The sequence below is a fragment of the Paenibacillus sp. J22R67 genome (assembly GCF_059692175.1).
Window position 1 is genome coordinate 64,122 of sequence record NZ_JCAUAX010000009.1, and the last position, 17,236, is coordinate 81,357.

14 protein-coding genes and 1 pseudogene are annotated in these 17,236 nt (G+C 45.1%); 10 read left to right on the top strand and 5 right to left on the bottom strand.

Annotated features, from left to right (window positions below; translation table 11 throughout):
* Position 1: 1 nt before the first annotated feature.
* Positions 2-1,105: pseudogene (locus AC58VC_RS27665) on the bottom strand (iron-siderophore ABC transporter substrate-binding protein).
* Between the two features lie 211 nt (positions 1,106-1,316).
* Between AC58VC_RS27665 and AC58VC_RS27670 the strand changes: the two are divergent.
* The 3 genes from AC58VC_RS27670 to AC58VC_RS27680 all read left to right on the top strand — a co-directional run bounded on the left by AC58VC_RS27670 (position 1,317) and on the right by AC58VC_RS27680 (position 3,959).
* The gene (locus AC58VC_RS27670) at positions 1,317-1,910 is read left to right on the top strand and encodes a YdeI/OmpD-associated family protein (RefSeq protein ID WP_497373429.1); all 594 of its coding nucleotides are present in this window, start codon (positions 1,317-1,319) and stop codon (positions 1,908-1,910) included.
* A gap of 151 nt (positions 1,911-2,061) precedes the next feature.
* On the top strand, positions 2,062-2,436 hold the full coding sequence (blaI, locus tag AC58VC_RS27675) for a penicillinase repressor BlaI (RefSeq protein WP_497373431.1): 375 nt from the start codon (positions 2,062-2,064) through the stop codon (positions 2,434-2,436).
* A 14-nt stretch (positions 2,437-2,450) separates the two neighbouring features.
* Entirely contained in the window at positions 2,451-3,959 is a 1,509-nt protein-coding gene (locus AC58VC_RS27680; RefSeq protein ID WP_497373433.1) for a M56 family metallopeptidase, read from the top strand.
* Between the two features lie 361 nt (positions 3,960-4,320).
* Here the strand turns inward: AC58VC_RS27680 and AC58VC_RS27685 are convergent, their stop codons facing one another.
* The 3 genes from AC58VC_RS27685 to AC58VC_RS27695 form a co-directional block, all read right to left on the bottom strand.
* Positions 4,321-4,674: a GNAT family N-acetyltransferase gene (locus AC58VC_RS27685; RefSeq protein WP_497373796.1), complete on the bottom strand. Its 354-nt coding sequence runs from the start codon at positions 4,672-4,674 to the stop codon at positions 4,321-4,323.
* Positions 4,675-5,704: 1,030 nt separating this feature from the next.
* The gene (locus tag AC58VC_RS27690; RefSeq protein ID WP_497373435.1) at positions 5,705-6,958 is read right to left on the bottom strand and encodes a sensor histidine kinase; all 1,254 of its coding nucleotides are present in this window, start codon (positions 6,956-6,958) and stop codon (positions 5,705-5,707) included.
* Positions 6,959-7,636 carry a response regulator transcription factor gene (locus AC58VC_RS27695; protein WP_497373437.1) on the bottom strand — a complete coding sequence of 226 codons (678 nt, stop codon included), beginning with the start codon at positions 7,634-7,636 and terminating at the stop codon, positions 6,959-6,961.
* A 213-nt stretch (positions 7,637-7,849) separates the two neighbouring features.
* Here AC58VC_RS27695 and AC58VC_RS27700 point away from each other — a divergent pair, with 213 nt between their 5' ends.
* The 7 genes from AC58VC_RS27700 (at position 7,850) to AC58VC_RS27730 (ending at position 16,176) form a co-directional block, all read left to right on the top strand.
* Positions 7,850-8,587 carry a polyphosphate polymerase domain-containing protein gene (locus tag AC58VC_RS27700; RefSeq protein WP_497373798.1) on the top strand — a complete coding sequence of 246 codons (738 nt, stop codon included), beginning with the start codon at positions 7,850-7,852 and terminating at the stop codon, positions 8,585-8,587.
* Positions 8,584-9,264: a DUF4956 domain-containing protein gene (locus AC58VC_RS27705; protein ID WP_497373439.1), complete on the top strand. Its 681-nt coding sequence runs from the start codon at positions 8,584-8,586 to the stop codon at positions 9,262-9,264. Before AC58VC_RS27700 ends, AC58VC_RS27705 begins: the two co-directional genes overlap by 4 nt.
* Positions 9,265-9,284: 20 nt before the next feature.
* Positions 9,285-11,081 carry a carbohydrate-binding domain-containing protein gene (locus AC58VC_RS27710; protein WP_497373441.1) on the top strand — a complete coding sequence of 599 codons (1,797 nt, stop codon included), beginning with the start codon at positions 9,285-9,287 and terminating at the stop codon, positions 11,079-11,081.
* Between the two features lie 153 nt (positions 11,082-11,234).
* Entirely contained in the window at positions 11,235-13,661 is a 2,427-nt protein-coding gene (locus AC58VC_RS27715) for an EAL domain-containing protein (protein ID WP_497373446.1), read from the top strand.
* Positions 13,662-13,823: 162 nt separating this feature from the next.
* Positions 13,824-14,840 (top strand): SDR family oxidoreductase, encoded by a 1,017-nt coding sequence (locus AC58VC_RS27720; RefSeq protein WP_497373450.1) that lies wholly within the window; start codon positions 13,824-13,826, stop codon positions 14,838-14,840.
* A gap of 19 nt (positions 14,841-14,859) precedes the next feature.
* The gene (locus tag AC58VC_RS27725) at positions 14,860-15,228 is read left to right on the top strand and encodes a DUF4180 domain-containing protein (RefSeq protein ID WP_497373452.1); all 369 of its coding nucleotides are present in this window, start codon (positions 14,860-14,862) and stop codon (positions 15,226-15,228) included.
* 3 nt (positions 15,229-15,231) lie between these two features.
* Entirely contained in the window at positions 15,232-16,176 is a 945-nt protein-coding gene (locus AC58VC_RS27730) for a hypothetical protein (protein ID WP_497373454.1), read from the top strand.
* A gap of 73 nt (positions 16,177-16,249) precedes the next feature.
* On the opposite strand, the gene AC58VC_RS27735 is transcribed toward AC58VC_RS27730, so the two are convergent.
* On the bottom strand, positions 16,250-17,095 hold the full coding sequence (locus AC58VC_RS27735) for an aldo/keto reductase (RefSeq protein WP_497373456.1): 846 nt from the start codon (positions 17,093-17,095) through the stop codon (positions 16,250-16,252).
* Between the last annotated feature and the right edge of the window lie 141 nt (positions 17,096-17,236).

Genomic DNA, 17,236 nt, shown 5'->3' on the forward strand with positions numbered 1-17,236 from the left:
TCTATTTAATCGCTCCACCGATTAATTTCAAGTATTCATCGATTGTATAAGAAATCGAAAGCGGATTTGGGTTTCCAGAAGCTGCCAGAGGTGTACCGTTACCAATGAACACAACAGCGCCTTTTTGAACAGCAGGAATTTTGCTAAGAATAGGATCTGCTTTAATGGCTTGTAATAAGGCATCGTCCCCATAACCGACCAAGATATCTGCATCGTTAAGGGCGTCAGCATTCTCAGCGCTTAGTTTCAAATTGTAGGCATTGGGATCCGTGATCTGTTTCTTAACACCTTCGGAGTAAACCATGCCGAGCTCAAGCAGGAAAGCACCGCGTGGATCAGCAGGCGTGTAAATATTGATTTTGGACAAATCCTTCGCTGAGAAGTTGGTAAATGCTACTTTTTTACCTTAGATTTGCGGGTACTCGCTAGCTTTTTTCTTAATCAGTTCCTCGGTGTCCTTAATCAGCTTTTCGCCTTCTGCTTTCATACCCATGCCCGTTGCATTAAACAGGACTTGCTCACGCCATGTCGTGACCCAAGGGCTTTTTTCATAAGCGACAACCGGAGCAATTTTACTAAGAGTTTCATAATCTTTTTGTGTGATTCCGGAGTAGGCCGCAAGAATAACATCAGGCTTTGAAGCGGAAATAGCCTCAAAATCTAGTCCGTCCGTATCTTGGAAAACGTTAGGTTTATCTACGCCAAGTTCCTTAAGTTTTTTTGCTGTCCATGGTAAAAGGCCGCTTTTATCCTGAACGCCATAATTTGCTGCGGAGAAACCAACAGGCACAACGCCTAACGCGAGTACCACATCATGATTAGCCCATTGAATGGTAGCAACTCGTTTAGGTTTGCTTGCAATGACAGTTTCACCAAAAGCATGCTTGATTGTGATCGGAAATTTTGTAGTCGCATCAGGGGAAGTACTTGCCGAAGCACTTGCTGCAGGTGTGGGTACAGCTGTTGAACTTGCATTTGCACTTGGACTTACGCTCGGACTTGCACTTGAACCTGCTTGTTGGGCTGAAGAACAACCAACTAATGAGATCACTAACGCAGCTGAGAGTAGGACAGTTTTAAAAGGCGCTTTTCTTGTTGTATTCATTTTACATACCCTTCCTTTTTTATAAAATTGTTGATAATAATTATCATTATCATTGACATTAAGTAACATTGTATTTCTTCTAATCTGAGGAGTCAATACAAATTTTCAAGAGAACACGGAGACCTCTAGCATAGGGTTTTCCTTTGAAAGCGGCGATTAGAGTGATATGATAAACCATATAATAGTTGATGTTGTACGGAGGTAATCATGGATGACAAATTGTAAATTGAATCCTAAAGTTGATGAATTTATTAGTAAGGCCAAAACATGGAAAGAAGAATATGTGGAGTTGAGAAGAATCGTTCTTGACTGTCAGCTAACCGAAGAATACAAGTGGATGCATCCTTGCTACACGGTTCAGGATAAAAACGTTGTTATCATACACGGATTTAAAGATTACTGTGCGCTTCTGTTTCACAAAGGAGTTTTGCTAAAAGATGCCCAAGGTATCCTCATTCAGCAAACGGAGAATGTACAAGCGGCGCGCCAGATTCGGTTCACCCATGTCCGGGAAATAGTTGCCATGGAGTCCATCTTGAAAGCCTATATTAACGAAGCCATAGAAGTTGAAAAGGCCGGTCTGGAAGTCAGTTTTAAAAAGAACACAGAATTCCCAGTTGCAGAAGAGTTTCAAATTAAACTTGATGAAAGTCTTGCCTTGAAAACAGCCTTTGAAGCTTTGACGCCAGGACGGCAAAGAAACTATCTCCTTCATTTCTCTGAGCCCAAACAAGCCAAAACTCGTGAGGCAAGAGTGGAGAAAAATGTGCAGAAAATTCTCGATGGAAAAGGATTGAATGATTAGTCTATATACACAAGACCACGAAAAACCATCCTTCTGCAGGGTGGTTTTTTCGCTATTTCATGACTAATCGTTGAACTTGACAAGTATGGATTACAAATGTAATACTGAGTGAGTATTACATTTGTAATCCATGTGGAAAGGAGGTAGCTATGTGAAGACTGTCCCTCATATTACGGATGCCGAATGGGAAGTAATGAAGGTGCTTTGGAATCAATCACCACGTACGGCTAATGAAGTAATTGAAGCTATGCAGGACCAGACGGAGTGGAAGCCCAAAACGATTCGGACCCTGCTCAACAGGTTAACGCATAAACAGGCCCTGTCATTTACGCAGGAGAACAGAGTTTATGCCTATTTCCCTTTAGTTTCTGAGGGCGAGTGTGTGAAATCAGAGACGCAATCTTTTCTCAAAAGGATGTATGGCGGTGCCTTTAAGCCGATGCTGGTTAACTTTTTGAAGGAGGAACAGCTTTCGGAGGAAGATATTAAAGAGCTAAAAAATATTCTCGAAAATAAATCCAACTAACAGGAAAGGAAAGGGTGAAAGTGAACCAAACCAATGAACTCCTCAAGGGTATTTTTGAGTGGATTTTGTCAGTATCGGTCATGGCAGCCATTACGGTAGTGTTGATCATGCTAACCCAGCGTATCCTGCATAAGCGAATAAAACCTAGATGGCACTATCTCATGTGGTTATTGGTGATGGTGCGACTGCTCCTACCCTGGGACCTGGAAAGCGATTTAAGCATTTACAACTGGATATCTTACTCTAATGGCATTCACGAAATCGACTCCGCGGTTCAGATTGGAACACAAGAGGGATTGGCTGCTGTGGACTCTGTAGGTACTATTTTGTACAGATACTCCATCTATGTATGGCTGCTTGGTATTATCTTATTTGGGCTATATACATTTGTGATCAACCGTAAATTTGCGCTGAAAATAACAAAAGAAACGAGTCCGATAACAGACATCGGCATCTTGCAGTTGTTCACTCAATGTCAAAAGCTTATGTCGGTACATAAACCGGTTACTCTAGTCGTATCGGACCAATTGACGATGCCGACGCTATTTGGATTCTGGAATCCACGGTTAGTTATACCGCAGAGGGTGATTAATAGCTTAGATCAGGAACAAATCCGGCATATCTTTCTTCATGAACTGGCGCATTGTAAACGCAATGATATTGGGATCAATTGGATCATGCAATTTCTATTGATTATTCATTGGTTTAATCCTGTACTTTGGTACGCGAATCAACGTATGCGAGAAGATCAGGAGATTGCAAGCGATGCCTTAGCCCTTTCTTATCTTGAGCCAGCCAAAAGAGAGAACTACGGCTATACGCTCATTCAATTATTAGAAAGCTATGCCCGCCCAGTAAGCGTACCTGGCAATGTTAATTTATCTGGGAGCAAGTCACAGTTAAAAAGGAGAATTATGATGATTAAGCAGTTTCAATTTAATTCGTACCGATGGTCGTTCGTTGGGTTAGCCGCTATTTTAATTATTAGCGGTTGTTCATTAACGAACGCTAATGTCGATAAGCAGTCTTCTGCTCCATCGAACTCGCCGACTATTGATCAGAAAGCAACAGAGACAACAGAAACGACAAATAAAACAGACACAACAAATTCAACAGATACAAAGACAAATACAAGCACAGAAACAACAGATACGGATAAAAAGACGGGAACGGAAACAGCCGGTGATGCAAAGTCTGCTGACTCCGTTACACCAACTGCGCCGCCAACTGCTACTACGGAAGAGGCGAGCTCAACAGCTGCTGCATCAAGAGCAGGCGAGTCAAAACCTACACCCGTTGCATCGGTCGAGGAGTCGAGGCCAGCTGCCGCAGCTCAGGCAGAGAGTCCGAGACAAGCGCCTGTAGCGATCCCAGGAGAGCCAAGATCAGCCGCGGCGCAGAGTGTGACGAAATCAAGGAAAGCACCTGTAGTAGTGAAGCCGGAGTCACAACCAGCACCTACAGCAGCACAGTCAGTGGGGGAGCTGCAACCAGTTCCAACCGCTCGGCCAGCGTCGCGCTGAAGCAATCTTAATAGTAGAAAAGGCACCCTGCGAGGGGTGTCTTTATCATTATCTAGGAATTTATATGTCTTTTTTGAAATAACAGAATTTCTACAGTTAAAAATGGGGCTGAGAAAGGATTTTGCTGAATAACGGGAGTTCCTCCAGTTAATTCCTCGCTGTGCCCCCTTTTATGAAAAAAGTAAGAAAATAACAGGAATATTTCCATCTAACCCCAATAAAATGGCATAATTGATCGAATTAAGTGTACTATTTCCAGTTAAATTTTTTTGGGTAATCAGGGCGATGCCGCGTAGATAGGCAAGATAAATACAATCGCCTATATCTCATAGCAGGACCACTTTATACACGAAAGCCCACACTAATTTATCAATAACGCAAGTAAAACTACGTCAAGGAAGGTTTTCGTAACCTCGTGCATGAGATACTGCCGCAATAAGCCCTCTTTTTGAAAACCCAGCTTCTTTAATAGCTTCAGAGAGGCAACATTCTCAGGGTAAACTTCCGCTTGAATTCTATTGGGGCTAATGTGTGTTTTGCTAAAATTGATAACGGCCTGCATGGCTTCAGACATAATGCCATTGCCCCAATAATCGGTCTTTAGATCATATCCAACGGTTAATGGAAAACGGTGATCTGCATCGAACATGCCTCTAGTAGGCATAAGAATGATGGTTCCGATAATGTGCCGCGACTCTGAAGGATGAAAGGAAATTCCCCATGAGGGTCGGAGTAAAAAGCATAGATGTCCTCAGCATCCTCGGCAACCATTTGGCGCAGGACCAATCGGTCGGTGTAAATGAAAGGGAAAGAGGAGAATAAGGCTTCCACACGCATCATTTAATTTATTTTCCTTTAGTAGTAGGATAGTAGTTTGAAAAAATTGTATACTAAAATCCTTAAGTGCAACTTAAAAAGGGATAAATAATCTCCTGTTTTGAATGAGAAGTAACTATAATCCTCAATTTTTCGGATAAATTACACTTTTGTTCAGGGAGCTTGAAAGTCTGCTTTTAGCACAAAAAGCGCCCTGTAGTTCCCCATACATGACATCCTTGAATGGAGTGTTTTACTCTTAAATCATACTCAGTAGTAAAGGTAACGTATCACATCGATCTTATGCTATTTGTCTACCAATAACTATTTATTTAAGTTTTCGCTTTCTTCCAAGCTCTTCTAATCGGGTTACTAGTGGGTTCACTCTACTACCATCGAAAATAATATAACATGATACTCAACATCGATGCCGTTCTCAGTCAAAGTAATAGTAGCCTTTCCAGTTATCCAACCATCATCCGAGTTCACCGTGACATTTTTATAACTTTTGATAAACACGCCGTTTTCTTTTAAGGAAGGCAGTCTTTGTTCAAGAATAGTTTTTTGATTTGTATCTACATGGTACTGGGATGCTTTAGAATAATTTCCCTGAACCAAGTTTTCTAAATAGTCCTTTGCAGCTGTCTTCCTTTTATAATAGGATAGAGATTAAATAGAGAAATAGATAAAGTTAATATAAGAAGAGAAATAATTACAATTTTTATTTTCATTCGTATCCTCCAATAATATTTTTGAATTTTGAACGCCATTGATGTCACATTGTATCGGCAATATCCTGTTGTCAGTGGCAGGCTAGCCGAGCATCGCGGCTGGATTGATATGGTGACAATGTGGTGCCAGATTTAAACCGGATGAAATAGGCTATCTCCTAGGTGCTTGCCAAACCTAAGAGATAGCCTATTCTCTTATCAAAGCTGCACATAAAACGAAGTCGTCTCATTCAGCACACTCTTCGCGTAAATCTTCCCTTTGTGCTGCTCAACAATAGATTTAGCAATGGCTAATCCAAGTCCGTAGCCGCCGCTTTTGCGCGAACGAGATTGATTAGCGCGATAGAAACGATCGAAAATCCTGGCCAAATGCTCAGAAGGGATACCCTCGCCCGTGTTGGTCACTGTGAGCAGAATATCGCTATGCTGCTTCTGTAAGGTGAGCGAAATCGATCCTTTCGCTTTGGTATATTTGATCGCATTATCCAACAGGATCATGACCACCTGCTTGATCTGCTCGCTGCTGCCGCGCACGGTTAGCCCAGGTTCAATCTCATAGGTTAGCGAGATATCCTTCTCATACACAATCGCCTCCATCGTGAGGATGACGCTCTCAACCGATTCACTCACATTAAAGTTCGTAAACATCAGGCCAACCCTAGAGTCCTCCATCTCGGTTAAGTACAGGAGATCAGCCGTCAGCGTCTTCATTCTCTCGGTCTCGGATTTGATATGATGCAACCATTTCACCTGATTGTGAATCGTATCATCGCTATTAGCTAATAGAACATCGGCATTGGTGTTAATGACGGCTAGAGGTGTCTTCAATTCATGAGAGGCGTCAGCGATAAACTGCTTTTGTTTATTGAACGCTTCTTTCACTGGAGCGATGGACCGATTCGCGAAAAAACGACTCGTAAAGAAAATGACGATCAGCATAATGAATCCTACGATCGAGAACGTATAGATGAGATTCGTAAGAATGTTCATTTGAGCGGTGACGTCTAGATAGACGATCGAGTTTCCTGTGGCATTTTTTTGCACCAAATAAGCCCACGTAGTGCCTTCCAGATTAAATTGGCCGTTACCCGACTTGCTGGAGGCGGCTTTTTGCAAGGCGAGGATATAGAATTCGGTATCCATGTCGAAACGGGAGTTCGTGGCTATAAGATTCCACTGTTCATCCGCTTGCAGCAAGAAGGAGACGGAGCGTTCCGGCGGGGGACCGGCATTGTCATTCGCTGGCTGTTGGTGATTCCCCTCTGGCCGCAGCGCTCCCTTATCTCCATCAGGCTTGTGGTAGAAATCGGTTACGCGATGCAGCTCCATATCGATGTCGTTGCGCACATTTTGATAAGTAATCGTATAGATGGAAGCGAAGGCCAGGAGCATAATGAACGTGATGATGACTAGGTTGACGATAAGAAATCGGTTGCGCAGCTTACGGAACATTTAGGAGGTCGCCTCCAATACGTAGCCTACGCCTCTGATCGTAGTTATGTGGACTGCTGCCTGCAAGAAAGTGAGTTTTTTCCGCAAAAAAGAAATATACACTTCCACATTGTTATGTTCCACCTCAGAATCGAACCCCCAGAGCTTCTCAATGATCTGTTCTTTGGAGATTACCGCTTGTTTCCTCGACATGAGGAGCTCCAATAATTCACTTTCTTTTAAAATGAGCTTAAGATCCTTCCCATTGCACGTCAGCTTGAGAGTCCCTGTATGCAGTTCGATATCTCCGAATTTCAAAGCATCCTCCGCGACAACCTCTCCCTTGCGCCGCAAGGCCGCTCTAATTCTCGCGAGCAGTTCCTCTGTCGAGAAAGGTTTGGCAACATAGTCGTCAGCACCGTGATCCAGACCTGTGATTTTATCCGAAATTTCACCTTTCGCTGTCAACAAAATCACGGGAGTCGCAATTCCTTTGCTGCGAATCGTCTTCAACAGGGTAATGCCGTCCATTTCGGGCAGCATGATGTCTAGCAATAACAGATCATATATGCCGCTTAATGCGTTATCCAACCCCGACTGGCCGTCATGAACGGTATCTACGGAGTAATGATGTTTTTTTAGAATCTGAGCCAAAGCCTCAGCCAAATGGATCTCATCTTCGACAATTAATAGTCTCATTTTCGTTTCCCCTTTTGTGCCAGTGTGATGAAGCTCAATTGCATGACTTCATTATAGGGATCGAACCTTTAATCAAACTTAATCTTATCATTTGTCGAGGTCTTAACAAATAATTTACATGCCGACCCGCATTTAAGTTTCACTAAAGGTTCGAAGGCTAAGATACAGACATGAAGCAGCAAGCACTCACAAATGAGAAAGGGGCGTAGCGCCATGGCGATTGAAGTTTTTAACCGATACGAAAATAAATATCTCATGGATACCAAAGCTTTTTACATGTTATATAACCATCTGCTGGCATATATGGAGCTCGATGAGTACAACAAGAATGATAAGTTCTATTCAATAAGCAACATGTATTACGATACCGAACACGATTCTTTAATCAGAAATAGCTTGGCGAAGCCGAAATACAGGGAGAAACTCCGAATAAGAGCCTACGGGATTCCTGAAAAAGACGGCAAAGTGTACCTGGAGCTTAAAAAGAAGGTATTCGGCCTAGTGAACAAGCGGAGAACCGCGCTCATGCTGAACGAAGCCTATGATTTTGTCCGCACAGGGGATGTGCCGGAGCTCAAACCTTATATGAATAAGCAGGTTATTCAGGAAATCAACTATTTTCTCCAACGTTACGAGTTACAGCCGAAGGTGTACTTGGCTTATGATCGGATCGCGATGTTTTGCAAAAATAGTCGGGATTTGCGTATTACTTTTGATACAAATATCCGCTCTAGACGTTATGACCTTAAGCTTGAGGATGGCGATTATGGTGAATCGCTGATCGGCCGCGGGCAATGGTTAATGGAAGTGAAAGCAGAGAAAACGATACCAGTCTGGCTATCGAAAATGCTGTCGGAACACCAGATGTTCCGAACGAGCTTCTCGAAATACGGCAATGAATACAAGAAAATGCGAAACAAGAAACTCACAGGGGAGGTAATGGAAAGATGATAGATTCCATTTTGGCTTCGGCGCAGGTAAGTTCAGATTTAACGTTCGTCCATGCGCTGCTAACGATTCTGATTTCATTCGCGCTGGGTGCAATTATCAGCTTCACTTATATGAAAACTCAGCCTATGTACAATCAAAGCTTCACATTGACGATGATTGTGCTTCCGGCCATCATAGCCGTCATTATTCTGCTGATCGGCAGCAATATTGCTAGAGCCTTCAGCCTTGCGGGTGCGTTCTCCATTATTCGGTTTAGAAGCGCTCCCGGCGATCCGAAGGATATCGCTTTTGTCTTATTTACGATGGCGGCGGGACTCGCCTGTGGTGTTGGATCCTTCGGTTACGCGGCGCTGTTCACGGTAGCCCTTTGCTTGCTCATGTTTTTCCTGAAAGCTATTCAATTTGGCGCTAGGAAATCCTCACAAAGATTGCTGAAGGTCACGATCCCAGAGAATCTGGGGTATGAAGAAGCGTTTGATGAGATTTTCAAAAAATTTGGCATTGTCTATGAGTTGAGAAAAGTGAGAACGACGGAGCTCGGCAGTTTGTACGAGTTGGTTTACATGGTTACGATCGACCACCTCACGAATCAAAAAGAATTCCTTGATGCCGTCAGGTGCAGGAACGGGAACCTAGATATTACGTTGACGATGAACCCAACCACAACTGAAAACTAAATGAGAGAGGTAGATGGACGATGAAAAAACTTTTAAAAACGAAACAAGTTGGTGTTGTTTTATTATGTGCTGTTGTAGCATCTGCATGCAGCAGTCAATCCGCAACAGAAGCGAGTACGCAAGCCACTTCGGAGGCAACAGCTCAAGCGACAGCAGCCGCGGCAACAACGGCCAGCACGCAGACGGCTAGCACGGATGTGATCAAGAAAATCGAGTATGATGCTGATGACACGTACACAGACTGGAGCAATTCGAATGCGACTACAATCGCGTTGAACGGGACGGGCGCAACCATCACCGGGTCAGGGGCTGAGGTGAAAGACAGCAAGATAAGCATTACTGCAGCAGGAACCTATGTAGTGAGCGGGAAGCTGGATAACGGTCAAATCGCCATCAATGTGAAGGATAAGGGCACGGTACGCATCGTTCTGAACGGGGCTGAGCTTTCCAACAGCAGTACGTCACCGATTTACGTTGAGGAAGCGGGCAAGACGATTATTTCGCTGCAAGAGGGAACTAATAACGTTGTTTCGGATGGAAAAACGTACGTTTATGCGGATGCCTCGACGGATGAGCCGAATGCAGCGATTTTCAGCAAAGATGATCTTACGATTAATGGCACTGGGAAGCTTGTCGTACAGGGAAACTATAACAATGGGATCACTAGTAAGGATAAGTTGAAAATTACAGGAGGCACGCTGGAGATTCATGCGGCAGACGATGCCTTAATGGGACGCGACCTGGTGGCTATCCAAGATGGGATTATCACCCTTGAAGCAGGTGGACATGGGATTAAAACATCGAACGATACGGAAGGTGAGGAAGGGTACTTGGCCATCGAAGGCGGGACTTTCCAAATCACTTCTGCCGAAGATGCTTTGCACAGCAGCGGCGGGCTGCATGTGAATGGGGGAGAGCTGCACATCAGTGCTGGCGATGACGGCATTCATGGTGATGTCTCCGTCGCCATTGCTGGCGGAACGATCGACATCGCGGGCAGCAACGAGGGCATAGAAGCTCCGACTATTGTGATCTCGGAAGGCCATACAAGCCTTGTAGCCAGTGATGACGGCGTGAACGCATCCTCAGGCGATGGCGAAACCGCTGGTGCCGGCGGACCAGGCGGAGGTCAACCGGGCGGCGCGCAAGCAGGTGGGTCTCAATCCGGCGCTAACTCCAGCAGCAAGCTTACGATTACTGGCGGCTATTTAAGTGTCGACGCCAAAGGCGACGGTTTGGACGCGAACGGTTCAATCGCCATGAGCGGCGGTACTGTAATCGTTAACGGTCCAACCGATAATAGTAATGGACCACTCGATTACGACGGAACGTTCGAAATGACAGGCGGATTTCTCGTAGCCGCTGGCAGCTCCGGGATGGCGCAAGCTACATCTGACCAGTCATCGCAGCCAGGCATCCTGATGACGTACTCGAAAGCACAGCAAGCAGGCGCGATGGTTCATTTGCAGGATAGTGAAGGCAAGGATATCCTGACATATGCGCCAGCCAAAGCGTATCAGTCCTTATTCGTCAGCTCCCCGGCCATCAAGAAGGATGCCGCGTATACGTTATACGCTGGCGGTACGTCGACAGGTACCACAGTTGGTGGCCTCTATGACGGAGGCACGTACCAGGGAGGTACCAAGGTAGTCGATTTTACACAGTCGTCGGTCATCACGTGGTTGTCGGAAACAGGCGTGACGGAGGCAAGACAAGGCATGGGCGGTCCTGGCGGCGGCCCTGGTCAGGGCAGAGGAGGCGGAGGTGGTATGGGAATGCCGCCTGAAGGTGGTGGAGAACCCCCGCAACAGAAGTAGTCAGTGAGGCAAAATAATGTGTGTCGAAAGGGTTAACTGTTAATCAGTTAGCCCTTTTTTACATGATAGGAAGCTATTTATCTATCTATAAATCAGGTAATATATATATTATATTTATATGCCAATATTTTATAGTTGAAATGAGGTTTAGAAGTGCATCATCTGCATGGTACATACGATATGGTTTTAGTTGCATTTTCCTATGTGGTTGCTGTCGTAGCATCCTATACAGTCCTTGATTTAGTAGGAAGAATCAGCACTTCCAAAGGGGTATCTCGCTGGTCTTGGCTCCTTTTTGGAGCAATCGCAATGGGTTTGGGCGTATGGTCCATGCATTTTGTCGGGATGCTTGCATTTTCGCTGAACATTTCAGTTGCCTATAACCTAGTCAATGTTATTCTTTCCGTCGTCGTCGTTATCGCGGCTTCCTTCCTTGCTTTGTATGTGGTTGGCCGAAGTCAATTATCTTGGCGATTATTGCTGGCTGGTGGGCTTCTGCTCGCTACGGGCATCTCGGCTATGCATTACATTGGGATGGCAGCGATGGAAATTAATATTACTTATAAGCCTGTTTATTTCGCGCTATCGATTCTTATTGCTATCGTGGCGTCCATTGCGGCGTTGTGGTTAGCTTTCTATTTCCGCAAGGGAACAGAGCCTAGTAGAATGTGGAAGAAGCTAGGCAGCGGATTAATTATGGGAGCTGCCGTGGTTGGCATGCACTATACAGGCATGTATGCAGCGCAATTTCAAATGTTGGACACAATAGATCAAACAGGTATGTTTCTGGATCAGAAGCTTTTGGCTTATACGATCGCAGGGGGTACGTTGTTCACGTTAGGTTTGTCGCTTTTTGGCATTTATATTTCCAATCGATTGTCACACAAAGATAACGAAATTCAGGAACATGAAAAATGGTATAAATCCTTATTTGAAAATAATCAGGATGGCATCATTTCAATCAATATGGACTATCGCATTATTGGGTTCAATTCCGCTGTAACGGAGCTCACAGGGCTAACGGCTGACTGGTTCCGCAACCAAACGATAGACAACATTTTACCTTTCATTGTACCGGAGGATCAGGAGCGTACGAGGGAGATGTTCACGAAGTCCCGAGATGGAGAGATGCAGACCTACCAGACCGCTATTATGCACGAGCAAGGACACCGCGTCGAGCTCAGTGTGATTAATGCCCCAGTCATCCTTGATGGAGAGGTTGTCGGCAGCTATATCATTGCCAAGGACATTACGGAAGAAAAGCAGTCCAAAGAGAAGATCCAACACCTCGCCTTTCATGATGAGTTGACGGGAATGCCCAATAGGCGGATGTTCAATGAAGTGCTGGCGCAAATGATTGATAACGATGCTAAGCAGTTCGCTGTCATGGTGATGGATCTGGATCGGTTTAAATTAATTAATGATTCGCTCGGACATACCTATGGAGACCAGTTTCTGCAGGAAATGTGTGAGCGCATTCGTCGGTGCATGGAGGGGATGAATGTGACCTTAGCGCGCATGGGCGGCGATGAGTTCACACTGCTCTGTGACAGCAGCTACGGTACTGGCGAAGTTGCAAATTTGGCCGAACAAATCATCAAAGCAATTGGTGTACCGTACCGTCTTAAAGAGAATGATTTCTATGTCACAGCAAGCATCGGTATTGCCGTATATCCAAATGACGGCGCAGATGCGGTGCAGTTGCTCAAAAATGCGGACACCGCGATGTACGAAGTGAAGAAAAACGGCAAGAACGGGTATCAGTTCTATACGGGCGAATTGAACGCGCAATTGCAGGAGAAAATTGAGCTGGAAGTTGATTTGCGTCAGGCGATTTCGCGCAAACAGTTGTTCTTGAATTATCAGCCGCAGATTCGCGCCGGGGATAGCCAAATGATTGGAGTCGAGGCGCTAGTTCGCTGGAATCACCCGACGAAAGGCACGATTTCTCCAGGCGTTTTCATTCCCATCGCGGAAGAAACAGGTATTATTTACGAAATGGGCACATGGGTGCTGAGAGAAGCTTGCCGGCAAATGAAAGAATGGCATCGTGGAGGCGGGCCGTTGATACCTGTTTCCGTCAATTTATCTTCTCAGCAGTTCCATCAGACGAATTTGGCGATGTACATTAAGGAAATTCTAGAGGAAACCGAACTTGAGCCGAAGTATTTGGAGCTGGAGATTACGGAAAGCATGATGATGGATGCGTCTGTTTCTAGAAGTATTTTAAATGAATTAACGGAATCAGGGATTCGGATCAGTTTGGATGACTTCGGAACGGGATATAGCTCGTTGAGTTATCTGAAGCTTCTGCCGATCCACAAGCTCAAAATTGACCGTTCGTTTATCCGCGACATTACGGAGAACAATAATGATAAAGCCATTGTGGCAACAATTATCTCCATGGCGCAGCATCTGAATATGGACGTCATTGCGGAAGGTATTGAGACGAAGGAACAGCTGGATATTCTAATGGATAATGATTGTAAAAAGATTCAAGGTTATTATTACAGCCGGCCGCTGCCTGCTCGAGATGTAGAGGAAGCTTTCTTCGCGCCTATGCGAGTAAGTAGAACATAAAGGCGCCAAATCAGTCGTTTAGAAACCCGATTAACTCAGATGAGCTGGTCGGGTTTTTTGCTAAGGTTTTCTAAGTGGGGTTAACTGATCAGTCTAGGAGGTTTTAAGCTCCTTTTGGCGAATTAAATGTAGGAGATTGTTCAAGAATACCGGAGGTGGAAGATGAAAGCGCTATTTATTGGAGGAACAGGAACAATTAGTTCAGCTATTACGAAGCAGCTGCTAGAAAGTGGGTGCGAACTTTATCTGCTGAATAGAGGCACAAGAAATGAATCTTTGCCAGCAGGGGCTAAATTGCTCACAGCTGACATTCGGGATGAAGAGCATGTCGCTAGTCTAATTGAACACTTGGAGTTCGATGTCGTTGCGGATTTCATCGCATTTGAACCGGCTCAGCTGGAGAGGGATTACCGCTTATTTCAAGGTAAAACGAAACAATTCATGTTCATAAGTTCAGCATCTGCGTACCAAACGCCGCTTTCTGATTATAGAATTACGGAAGGGACGCCTCTGTCCAATCCGTATTGGGAGTATTCGAGGAACAAGATTGCTTGCGAGGATTATTTGCTCAAGCAGTACCGTGACCATGGGTTCCCCATTACGATCGTAAGACCGAGTCACACCTATGATGAGCGCTCCATTCCGCTTGGTGTACATGGCAGTAAGGGCAGTTGGCAGGTTGCCAAACGGATGCTAGAGAACAAACCGGTGATCATTCATGGGGATGGGACATCACTGTGGACAATGACGCATAATAGCGACTTTGCCAAGGGTTTTATTGGTCTTATGGGCAATATTCATGCTATTGGGGAGTCCGTACATATCACTTCCGACGAGACACTTACTTGGAATCAAATATATGAAGCCATTGCTGACGCGCTTGGAGTGAAGCTGCAGGCTGTCCATGTTTCATCTGAATTTTTGGATGCGTGCAGCACGGAGAATTACAGAGGCGGTTTACTCGGAGATAAGGCGAATTCCGTTGTTTTTGACAATGCGAAGCTGAAGCGTCTTGTGCCGGAGTTCGTTGCAACGACTCGTTTTGATCAGGGAATTAAAGCGACTGTAGCTAATATTTTGGCTAAACCCGAGTTGCAGAAAGAAGATCAGGCATTCGATCAATGGTGTGATAAGGTGATTCAGGCCTTAGATGCGGCTGTTCGGGCGATTCGGGAATAGAGTCAAAGGTGGATGAAAAATGAATATAACCGTTGATATCAGAAATAACTCCAGAGTTGCTATTGTGGAAAGTGATGACATCCTCATAAGCGATGTACAGGAGGCTTTGGACTTGATGGCATCTGTTCAATATCTGGAAGACTGCCATAAGATTTTGCTGGATAAAGCCAACATCACGGAAGACTTTTTCGAGCTGAAGACCCGTCTTGCAGGTGATATTTTGCAGAAATTTACGAATTATAAGGTTAAAGTCGCGATTGTTGGGGATTTTGACGTGTATGACAGTAAAAGTCTGAGGGATTTTATCTATGAATGCAATCAAGGTAACTCGGTATTCTTCCTCCAAGACAGAGGGGCAGCTTTGGACGCCCTGCATAAAGTCAATTAACCTATGGATAAAAGAGTGCTTGATGCCGGTTTATCGATGATTTCGGCGTGCAAGAGGCAGACAGGCGATATTTGGGACGCTCATTATGGAGCGGCAGCGATAGCCAGTTATTTTTTTGTCAAAGAGAATGAGCTGTCGACGAACACCATACAGTCTATTCAAGCTCAAGCTGAAGCCATGCTAGATAAACACGGCTGTTCAAGATTGACTAGTGCTGACGAACATACGATGGCTCTTACTGATGCTATGGCTGCGATTCTGGAAGCGCTCGACGTTTCAATCGATCAGCTACATTGGGTCGGGCACAATGTGATCTATGCGTCGGTAAGCCTACTAGCCATACGTGAACTGGGGGGATGGGGGACTAAGGAGGAAATCGAAGGGATCTGCTCCTTGCTTCGCTCATTTGAAAAAGCAATACCCGGAAGATCCTGGATGGGCGGTTCGGTCTCTGAAGTGAAGAAATTGTCGATCGATGAAAGTGATCAAATTCCTGATCTTCAGCATCCTGGGCAGCTGTCGACTTTTATCCTTGATGAGCTGTCAGCCATTAGCAAGATCTATCGAGCCGAATCGCATCATGACTTAATGGGTCATATGCTGACATTTTCCCATGCGCTGAATGTTCTTCATGACCTGGGTTACACGGCCTATTTCCATAGAGGTCTTGAGCCTCTGCTGAAAATAGTGAAGGTGCTTCGCAGGAGTCGACATCTCGATCCGCAGCAGCCATTGCCATTAAGCTCTCCCGTAGACCGTTTGCCTTTGGTAGAGGCCACCCGGTCGGCATGGTTACCAGTTGAATATGGCTACTGGGTTAAAGATCATAAGACGCATGAATGGGATTATGGGCATACGTTTAAGTTCCCATTCAGCTTTTATAACCATTTGAACCGAGGCTATATGCCTAATATGACGGCAATCGATAAATTTCGTTACCTCATTTAGAAATGGAAATACGAAAAGAAAAGGCACCCTTTCCTCCACTTTGGAAGGAACGGTGCCTTTTTTATTTGAGAGCTTAGAAATCAAAGTTGTCCGGATCGGGTCCGACGCGTCGATTCTCGTTCAATGCATCGATACGAGCCATCTCTTCATCAGTTAGCGTGAAGTCAAAGACGTTGGCATTATCAATAATGCGCTGCTCCTTGATCGACTTCGGAATCGTCACAATGCCGCGCTGTAGATCCCAACGGAGAATGACTTGAGCAACCGATTTGCTGTGGCTAGCTGCGATGTCATTGAGAACCGGATGATCGAAGAGCTGTCCCTGCATGAGCGGAGACCAAGCTTCTAGCTGAATGTTGTGCTCTTTGGAGAAGCTAAGCAGCTCTTGCTGTGACAGAAGCGGGTGAAGCTCAACTTGGTTCACCATTGGCTTAATTTCCGCATCTTTCATTACATCTTCGAGGTGGTGAATTTGGAAGTTGCTGACGCCGATGGCTTTCACGCGGCCCTCTTTGTACAGAGTTTCCAGAGCGCGCCAAGCTTCTTTATATTTCCCTTTGACTGGCCAATGAATGAGGTACAGGTCTAGATACTCCAGTCCCAGCTTGGATAAGCTTGCTTCATAAGCAGCAATTGTCGAGTCGTAGCCGAGATCGGCGTTCCACACCTTGGAGGTTACGAACAGTTCCTCTCTAGCAAGTCCTGTTTCAGCAAGCGCCTCGGAAATGGCTTGTCCGACTCCAGTCTCGTTGCCATATATGGCTGCCGTATCAATGCTGCGGTAGCCATTTCGAATGGCTGCTTTGACGGAGCTCACTACCTCAGAACCGTCTTCTACTTTGAAAACACCTAACCCAAACCATGGCATTTGGACGCCGTTATGAAGGGTTGTTGTAGATTGTAAATGGTTGATCGTCATGCGTAATTCCTCCTCATGTAACTGTATATATGTTGGCCAAGCGGCCTTCATCGCTTCATAAATTCTTACCATCAGTAGGATGTCACCTGCTGGCAATTGTTATTATGAACGTTTCATGAGGAGATGAACAGTACGTACTTT